Here is an 8,540-nt window from a genome sequence, read left to right on the forward strand (position 1 = left end):
GAAAACTGACGCGCTTCGCTTGTCCAGCGCCTCACGACTACGCAATAAATTGCGTACCCGTTCACCGCTTTCCGGGTGGTGGGCCCGCGGGCCCATATTGGGTAAAACAGAGGTTACAGCAGGCATTTCGCATCAAACCGCCCGCCATGCAGTTACGTGCATAGCCACTCACCCCCGCAACATTCATCCAGCGCGTTTTGCGGCGTTTTCGTCGGGTAAGCTGTGGTTTTCATCGCCTTCGGGCTGGAAATGCCATGAGGCCGTTTCAGCGGTGCGTGAAACAGATGTTATGTTCAATCCGGGTGACCGGCGGGTACAAAAAAAGCCCCGCAGGGCTTTCAGATTGTGCTGTATCATCAGCCGGTGTTGCAGGCGTTACAGCAGTAATAGCAGCCGTTGATCTTGTTGTTTGGCCAGCGGCTTTTTGCATCTGACACCGCGTCATGGCAGGAGGCATGGTAGCCCAGATTTATCTGGTTCTCCTGGTTCGGCATGTAATAGCAGCCTGTGGTTGTGTTGTGTACTTCATGATCGCCGTTTGACTGCGAGTTTTTGTTAATAATGTAATTAGGCATATTCTTCCCCATAACTTATTTAGATCGCGTGATCTTCATGACTTAAGGTCGCTTGGACCTTATTTGTAAAATTAATACTACGGTGTGTATTCCGTCTCAGAGCAACGAGGACATGGTGGCAGGCGGTCGTCCTGATCATCCAAAACAACTACTTCACCACAGTGATCGCAGCGATAAGCTCCTTGGCCTGGTTTTTCACCTGTTGTAGACATATCTATATTCCAAATAAAAACATGCGACATTACACGTATAAAGTATGTGGTCTTGTTCTGTTTTTTCAATCTATATCAACACCTTGTGCTTAGCTATTTGTGCTGATTTTTTTTTGCTGTGTGGGCTTTCCTGAGTCACTTCGATTAGACGATTTTCTGGTCTTTCACTATCGCTGATGTATAATTGATATACATGTATAGCAAATGGTGTTTTGGAGGTTTATATGCTTGCTATCCGGCTATCTGATGATATTGAGTCCCGTCTTGACTCGCTGGCGAAACAAACCGGCAGGACAAAGACGTTCTATGCCCGAGAAGCGATACTGGCGCACTTGGAAGACCTAGAGGATTATTATCTTTCAGCAGAAACAGCAGCGCGTATTCGTCGTGGTGATGAAGCCATGCATTCGTCTGAGGACGTGAGGAAGTCGCTTGGTCTGGACGATTAACTATTCTGACCGGGCGCTCAAATCGTTACGTAAAATGGACAAACAGACTGCGCGACGGATTGTGGATTTTATGGATTTACGCATTGCTGTTGCTGCCGATCCCCGGCAATCAGGGAAGCCGCTCAAAGGTGAGCTGGGGGAGTTCTGGCGTTATCGTGTCGGGGATTATCGCATTCTGTGTGAAATCCGGGATGACGAGCTTGTTATCCTTGCGGCCACGATCGGTCATCGCCGCGAAGTTTACGACTGAAGCCCGCATAGCGGGCTTTTTCATTAAGAGGGATTTTATGGAATGGATTATTGGTGGCGTTGTTTTGCTTGTTATTCTCGGTGCAGTTTTTAGACCAAGCAGCTGCGATGTCTGTGGCACTAGCTTTAAGAAAAAATATTACACCTGGACTATTGAAGGAAAAAAGCAGCATTTGTGCCCTAATTGCAATAGCAAAATGAGCCGAAGAGTCAGCAACCAACGATTTACTGATCGATTTGGGTGACCGGCAGGTACAAAAAAAGCCCCGGAGGGCTTTCAGATCACTCTGTGTTATCCGGAGTACGGTAAATCTGTAACCAGTGGCGGCCAGCAACGCTTGTTGGCGGTGCATACTCGTTGTCACGGATCGTACAGTAGCGTCCGTATTTTCGGATCACTGTGTGAGTGTTTGTATTGATATCACACTCCTGAAATGACCCGCCATCGCGCCCGACCTGATTATGTGGGCCTACGTAAATTGCCATTCTGCGTTTCCTTTCATGCCAATGAGGGGTGAAATTACCCATTGTCTACGTGGGGGTTTGGAACGGAGTTTCAATATTTTCTGGTTTGATATTTATCGTTATTCGATTGCGTTCACAATTCTGGCTAAAGCAGGGGGTTAGCTTAAAAATCCGTTTAATTAGACAGGAGTAAGGAGTGAAAAAAATTATAACTTTACTGATGATTGTGGGGCTTGGAGCTATGTCTGTGTCAGCAATGGCATGTCCGAAAGGCGAGCATCCGCATGGCGGAACTGGCCCTCATCACAAAGGAGGGTATTGCTCGCCTTAGATACAGACTCTATGGCCCGCACCTGCTGGCTTTTTCATGTCCGACACATAACGGATGTTATGTTCAATCCGGGTGACCGGCAGGTACAAAAAAGCCCCGAAGGGCTTTTCGGCTACTCGGTATGGGGTTTAAAGCCCAATGGAGCGGAAACGTACGTTAAGAACGTAACCATATGATTTTAAGTATATAAACTCGTAGTATCGTTGGGCTGATTTACGTTGATTTTATTACTGGGTTTATTAACACCGAAAGTGCCGGAAACCGCATGGTTACTGGCATCAAAGGAAAAAGTAAATAAAACCCTCGTTTTCTTTACCCGCAGTTCTGCTCAAAGAATGTACTTAACGTACGATCTCGTACGATTGGGCTTCAAACCCCAGAAAGAGCCGGGCGGTCTAGAATAATCCAGCTCCAGTCGATGTCTTTGTCTGCCATGACTTTTAATACAGTTAGTTCAATTTCAGTCGTCATAGTTAAGTGCATCCAGGTGACTGATGGGGTCACTCTGAACCGGGGCGAAACAGCCTGGACCAGAACCCCCGCTTTTTCTCCTGCGCCAGTGCGTCCGTCAGCCGGGTTATCTCGGCCTGCAGCTTTTCCTTATCTTCATCCCGCTGGCGGTTATCTGCTTCCCGGGCCGTTTTATCCTCAAGCATCAGGGTGATCGTCTGCTGCAGGGCGTTCAGTTGCTTCTGTATGGCGTCTAATTGGGGGTTTTCCGCCGATAAATCGTTTTTTTGTGGGTGTCCCTTGCTGTGCCTTTTCGGTGTGCCACCGGTGTCCAGCTCACCATAGGCCCGGATCAGCTCACTGGTCTCAAACTCCCGGCGCTCATCTTGCCCAGTCCGGTAGCTGACAAGGCCTTTAGCCATATCCCGGTATAATTGTGACCGCGAGCGACCGGTTAATTTTAGCGTGTCTTGGATAGTGTGCCATGCCATAAACGTGACAGTGTCCCGTTAGTGTCTCATGAATAAATGATACGCCATTTTCACCGGCGGCGGATCGCCGGTTTCTAGGTGAATGTGTTCTCTGCTGTTTCGTCTTTCTGTCTGCGGGCTTCCTGAGTCTGCTTTACTCTGCGTTCGTCTTTGATGGCGCTGAGTTTTTTGTGTGCCATATGTGTCTCCGGGACGCTCCTGTGCTCAGCAACATATTAGGGGGCGGCTTTGGAAAGGGAAAATAAACCACGCCAAGACTGTTTTTTCGTCAACAGGGTGTTGGTAACAACCTGAGTTGCCAGCGCTGTAGCGTTTCTCCGTCCGAAACCGAACGGTTGGCCCTCGCCGCCCTTTTCCGGAAAAAACGTGCATAAATTTCACTCCCGTTCCGGTTAAAACCCTGCGAGTATGAGGGTTTTGGCTGAGTAAAATAATTCAGGAAATCATCATCATGACAGACAGGATGTTGCCCGCAATCCGCTGGCCGGTACTGAAGAGAAACGGCCAGGAGTTTTCCTCCGCCGACGAACTGCTGCACGTGCTGGCCGGGGAAAGTTCAGGCCAGTTTCTGGTGGGGAGTCAGGGAATGTGGCATGGCGGTATTCACATTACCGACGCCACGGTGCCCTGGTGTGCCCTGAGCACCGGCAGTGAGGTGGAAATGGCCTACTGCAACACGAGGCCGTACCAGGGTGAGCAGTTCATTCGCTGCATGGCGGACGGCGAAATCGTGGCTTTTCGGGTGTGTAAGGATTACGCCAGTGAGGCGATCCCCTGGCGGGATGAGGAGCTGCACCTCTCCACCTCCTTTGTGTTGGTCAGGCACGTCCTGCAGCCGGATGAGAGTGCCGACAGTAAACTGACGTTTTACACCCTGTACATGAACCTGGCGCCTTTTGCGGCATATGCCTCTCCGGGCAGCGAACGGGAGCGAAAAACCCAGGGCAGCCAGCGCTATTATGCCAGCGAGGACGATGTGCTGGCGCTTCATGCCGTCGGGACGCTGGCGAAAGATACGCGGGTGATGCTGAGCGACCGGCTCATCACCCGGCACAGCGATCAGCGGCAGTTCACGGAAGTCACCCTGAGCACCGCGACAAAAAATGCGGCCGGGGAAGAGCTGGCCGCCGGCACCACCGTGTGGACGGTTTCCGACCAGGGGAGCCTGAAAACCGCGGGGTCGTCCGTGCCGGCCCCCGCGTGGTGGGCGATGTGCGCCCCGGCGTACGGCATCCCCTCCGGTGACAGCGTGCCCTGCACGTCCCGGACAGACTGGTCGTATTACCTGAGCGCTGAGGATGTGCGGCAAAGGAAGGCGGCCGGTAAGCTGTCTGCGGGGTTCCCGCTGACGTATGAGCCAGGGAATATGGCACAGCTGCTCATCCGTCCGGATAAACCCGTCACGCCCCCCAGGATGCAGGGGGCTGCCGCGATGAATACGTTCAGCCTGACCACGCCGACAGAGGGACAACAGACTCAGAAGACCGGCCCGGAGCATACCTTCAGCCTGGTCACGCTGGGGCGGGATACGGGGAAGCTGAAAAAAGGAGACCGTGTCTGGGTGGTGTCAGATGGGGACAGCCTGACGCCGGTCACGACGACGGGTGGTGAGCCGAAATTTGGTGAGGTGGTTCAGGCTTCAGTACCGATTAATGCCGGAGACAGTATCGGGCACATGGGTTTTTATGAACGGCCGGAAGAGAACGGCAAACGCGGCCGTTACCAGGTGCATATTGAGTGCCTGAGCATGGACGATATGGCGAAATACATCACCAATCCGGGACGTGCTGGCGAGCAGGAGCCGGCCCTGGTGAAATACCCGGCCGGGGCGACGCTGTTTATCAAAGATGCGCAGGGGAAGATGGTGGACAGCACCCGGAAGAGTCTGACTCAGGGCGTGGCGACGCGCTCCGCGGTGCCGGTGGAGAAGGTGGACGGACATGCGGCGTATTATCAGCTGCACCGGGAAAACGGCTGGCTTGCGGCGGCAGATATTGAGCTTATCTCGCAGTATGCCCTGGCTGAACGGGGGTTTGTGACGCTGAATAAGGCCGGGGCCAGTTTTGATCTGATAGACGGCACGCTGCAGCCGGATAACCTCGTGAAGGTCATTCTGGAACAGTTGCATCAGGCGGCGCAGGCGGAAACCCGGCCGGCGTACGCGCTGAATCAGTATAACTACCAGCGGTTGCTGGAGCACATCGACAGCAACAAGGACGGGCACTATTCCATTGACGAGTACCTGCAGGCGATTCAGAACGTCTCTTACCGCGAGCGCCTGCAACGGCTCATCGTGAAACACGCCAGCGAGTGGTATTACGGCAAGGATGACCCGCTGTGGAAGACGTATCTGGATACGCTGACCAACGATGCTCCTCTGTGGAAAACGTTCCTGGAAACCTTTATCGGGAAAATGGGTTGGATGAAGCAGGTGGAGGGTATGGGGCCGGAGCTGTGGCATATGCATCCGGTGACGTTTTTGGATGCCCTCACAGTGAAAAATAAAGGTAGTTTAAAAGGTAAGCTAACATATGATGCTGAAGGTAATAATATCCCAAGCTCTCAATTCTATAGCAGAGTCATCCATTGGCCAGGTGAAGATGAATCAGGTGTTACCTTAGGTCGTGGGTATGACATGGGAAATCGTTCTGAGGAAAGTATCTACCAAGATATGATTGCTTCTGGCGTTGATGATACCACAGCAAGAAAGATATCCTTGGCTAGGAGGTATAAAGGTTCTGAAGCTAATTCGTTTGTCACCAATAATAGGGATGATATTGGTGAAATAACGGAAGAACAACAAATAAATCTATTTAATATTATTTACCCTAGTTATGTAACTAGGGCAATTGCTAACTATAATTCTTGGACGTCCGGAGTTTCCACAGCCAAAAAATGGGAGCAGTTGGATGCTGTCATTCAAGAGGTTCTTGTGGATTTTGTTTATCAAGGTTTCACAAAAGGGCCAAACCCTATGCTTGCAGGCGCAAACAATGATAAGCAAGAGTTAATAAACTATATACGGAATACTCCGGGAATATCTAAGTATGAGCCTGGAAGGTATCGAGCTAATTATTTGGAGAAAAATTAAATGAAAAAAATATTGATGATTATTCTGGTCTTCCCATTATGGGCTAAAGCTGACTCAGTATGCGATAATATAACTGTGAGCGATCAAGTTTATACTTGCTCAAAGATTTCATTAGAGGAAAGCGATGCCAGTTTAAATAATGAATATAAAAAACTATTATCAAAAGTTAGCGCTGAGTATAATTCACATGAAGAATTAAAAAATGAATACATCAAAAAAATTAAATTATCTCAAAGGGCTTGGCTTAATTTTAGAGATAAAAACTGTGAGGTTTTTTCTTATCAAATAGAGGCAGGAACTCAAGCATATGAGACATCAATGAACTCCTGTAAAGATAAAATGACACAAGAGAGAACAAAGGACCTTGTATCAATCCAGAATCAGTAGTGGCAGCTCTATCATGGGAACCTAATTCAAAGGATCTTCTTGAGATCTGTTGTTCCTGCGCGTAATCTCTTGCTCAGAAACGAAAAAACCACCTGTTAGGGTGGTTTTTTCGAAGGTTAAGTCAGTTGGGGAACTGCTTAACCAAGGTAACTGAACCATGCGGGAACAGTCACCAAATCCGTTCTTTCAGTGTAGCCGTGAATAGCGGAACACTTCAAGTCAAATGTAGAGCTCTTCGGCTATACAGACCATCTCCCGCACTGTTTCCGTTACCAATGGCTACCGCCACTGGCGATTTTTCGTGTCTTTCAGGGTTGGACTCAAGAGAATAGTTACCTGAACGGGCGCGGTAGTCGGACTAAACGGGGAGTTCGTGCATATAGTCCAGCTTGGAGCGAACCACCTAACAGGAACCCAGTTGCACGGGTAGGAATGAGAAAACGCCACCACAGAGTAATGGAACGGCGGATTGCAACGGGTAAACCTCAGGGTGGGAACAGGAGAGCGCACGAGGGAGCTACCCATCGGAAACGGTGGGGATCTTTAAGTCCTGTCAGGTTTCGCCACTTCTGTCTACGTCAGCGTTGAGCTTTTGCTCCACTGGTTTAGGCAGGAGGGCGAAGCCTATGAAAAAACAGCCCCAGGGGCTGTTCCTTGCTGTCTTCCTGTTCCCTCTGCGTACACCTCTTCCCACAGCTTTATCCCCCGATTCTGTTGATAACTTCTTCCCATTTTTAGAACAGTACCGCTCGCCGCAGTGTTGACTAGCGAAGTCTGTCAACGCGAGGAAGTGGCATGTCGTCTGCTGCCGATTTTGCGCACGGTCACACCTTTTTATGCCTCTCTTTCATGACAAATCGACTTTGCCCACAACACCGGTTTAACATATAAGCCAGTATACACAGCGCTAGCGCACTGTGACTGGTTCGGCGCTGCGCCCGAAACCCGCTAAGGGCATAAGATAGGTGAAGTGTGTCGGTTCTGTTACACGTACACGTCAGCACATACCAAACATGCCTCAAAAAACGACTAATTTGTAATGCCGGTAATTTCGGCGGTTCCGGCACAGAACCCCATATCAGCCGTACTTACCCTTGGCTGTTACGCTCATAGCTCTGCCCGTCACTCCCCGAAAATTTCCTTCCTCCGCTCATCCGTCATTCTTGGGTCGTGGAGAATCCGGGTTTGTCTGCGGAAACGGTCTCTCTGATGGCTGTTGCCTTCGCTGCTTGTTGGATTCGTGGTTTTCGATGCCGCCGGATTTACTTTAGTGGCTGTCGCTTTGCCCTCGCTGAACTCCTTGTTCCAGATCCGCACGAACTGTGAGTAGGACAGCGTAGTTTTTCCCTCGAGTTTTTCGTACACCCGTTTGCGATCGTAACCCTGTGTTTTCAGCGTTGTGATCAGCTCTAGATTCGCCCGGAATTCGACTAGTCCCATGCCCCGTTGCGCCATAATTTCCCCTTCTGACGGCGTAATGTCATTTAATGATATTTAATGATATTTAATGCGAATTTATGCGCCTGACTCTGGGCACAATGACACTTAATGACATTATGTGCAATTAAGTGCGCTTATGTGCGAACGGGCTAAAGGTGACCGAAAAAGGGCGAAACGAAATGGCAAGATATGTGTTTGTAGGTACACGGGTAAACCCGCTCACCTACAAACACTCTTGTTCTGCGAAGCTGCGACTGCCGTCCGGGGATTCGCTTTCAGCTCATCCACCGCAATGCGGGCGATCAGAAAACTGACGCGCTTCGCTTGTCCAGCGCCTCACGACTACGCAATAAATTGCGTACCCGTTCACCGCTTTCCGGGTGGTGGGCCCGCGGGCCCA

At 50.3% G+C, this 8,540-nt stretch carries 9 protein-coding genes and 1 pseudogene; 5 read left to right on the forward strand and 5 right to left on the reverse strand.

Annotated elements, in window-relative coordinates; all coding sequences use genetic code 11:
• Positions 1-356: 356 nt before the first annotated feature.
• Complete coding sequence (locus tag EC843_RS24340; RefSeq protein ID WP_133523194.1) at positions 357-575, reverse strand: hypothetical protein; 219 nt, start codon at positions 573-575, stop codon at positions 357-359.
• 436 nt (positions 576-1,011) lie between these two features.
• Here EC843_RS24340 and EC843_RS24350 point away from each other — a divergent pair, with 436 nt between their 5' ends.
• Both EC843_RS24350 and EC843_RS24355 read left to right on the forward strand, forming a co-directional pair.
• Positions 1,012-1,236 carry a DUF6290 family protein gene (locus EC843_RS24350; RefSeq protein WP_133523195.1) on the forward strand — a complete coding sequence of 75 codons (225 nt, stop codon included), beginning with the start codon at positions 1,012-1,014 and terminating at the stop codon, positions 1,234-1,236.
• Entirely contained in the window at positions 1,220-1,486 is a 267-nt protein-coding gene (locus EC843_RS24355; RefSeq protein ID WP_133523196.1) for a type II toxin-antitoxin system RelE/ParE family toxin, read from the forward strand. The genes EC843_RS24350 and EC843_RS24355 overlap by 17 nt, the downstream gene beginning before the upstream one ends.
• Before the next feature lie 281 nt (positions 1,487-1,767).
• On the opposite strand, the gene EC843_RS24365 is transcribed toward EC843_RS24355, so the two are convergent.
• From EC843_RS24365 to EC843_RS24375, 3 genes and pseudogenes are all read right to left on the reverse strand, one after another.
• Complete coding sequence (locus tag EC843_RS24365) at positions 1,768-1,971, reverse strand: hypothetical protein (protein WP_133523198.1); 204 nt, start codon at positions 1,969-1,971, stop codon at positions 1,768-1,770.
• Between the two features lie 700 nt (positions 1,972-2,671).
• Positions 2,672-2,752: pseudogene (locus EC843_RS25025) on the reverse strand (MarR family transcriptional regulator); the annotation flags it as partial.
• Between the two features lie 29 nt (positions 2,753-2,781).
• Positions 2,782-3,222, reverse strand: a complete 441-nt coding sequence (locus tag EC843_RS24375) for an entry exclusion protein 1 (RefSeq protein ID WP_133523199.1) — start codon at positions 3,220-3,222, stop codon at positions 2,782-2,784.
• Between the two features lie 451 nt (positions 3,223-3,673).
• Between EC843_RS24375 and EC843_RS24660 the strand changes: the two genes are divergently transcribed.
• The 3 genes from EC843_RS24660 (at position 3,674) to EC843_RS24620 (ending at position 7,464) form a co-directional block, all read left to right on the forward strand.
• The gene (locus EC843_RS24660; RefSeq protein WP_208111340.1) at positions 3,674-6,313 is read left to right on the forward strand and encodes a hypothetical protein; all 2,640 of its coding nucleotides are present in this window, start codon (positions 3,674-3,676) and stop codon (positions 6,311-6,313) included.
• Entirely contained in the window at positions 6,314-6,700 is a 387-nt protein-coding gene (locus EC843_RS24385; protein WP_133523200.1) for a lysozyme inhibitor LprI family protein, read from the forward strand.
• A 626-nt stretch (positions 6,701-7,326) separates the two neighbouring features.
• Entirely contained in the window at positions 7,327-7,464 is a 138-nt protein-coding gene (locus EC843_RS24620) for a hypothetical protein (protein WP_166642094.1), read from the forward strand.
• 358 nt (positions 7,465-7,822) lie between these two features.
• On the opposite strand, the gene EC843_RS24395 is transcribed toward EC843_RS24620, so the two are convergent.
• The gene (locus EC843_RS24395; protein WP_133523201.1) at positions 7,823-8,155 is read right to left on the reverse strand and encodes a hypothetical protein; all 333 of its coding nucleotides are present in this window, start codon (positions 8,153-8,155) and stop codon (positions 7,823-7,825) included.
• Positions 8,156-8,540: the final 385 nt, after the last annotated feature.

The sequence above is a fragment of the Buttiauxella sp. JUb87 genome, assembly GCF_004361975.1.
Taxonomy (GTDB): Bacteria; Pseudomonadota; Gammaproteobacteria; order Enterobacterales; family Enterobacteriaceae; genus Buttiauxella; species Buttiauxella ferragutiae.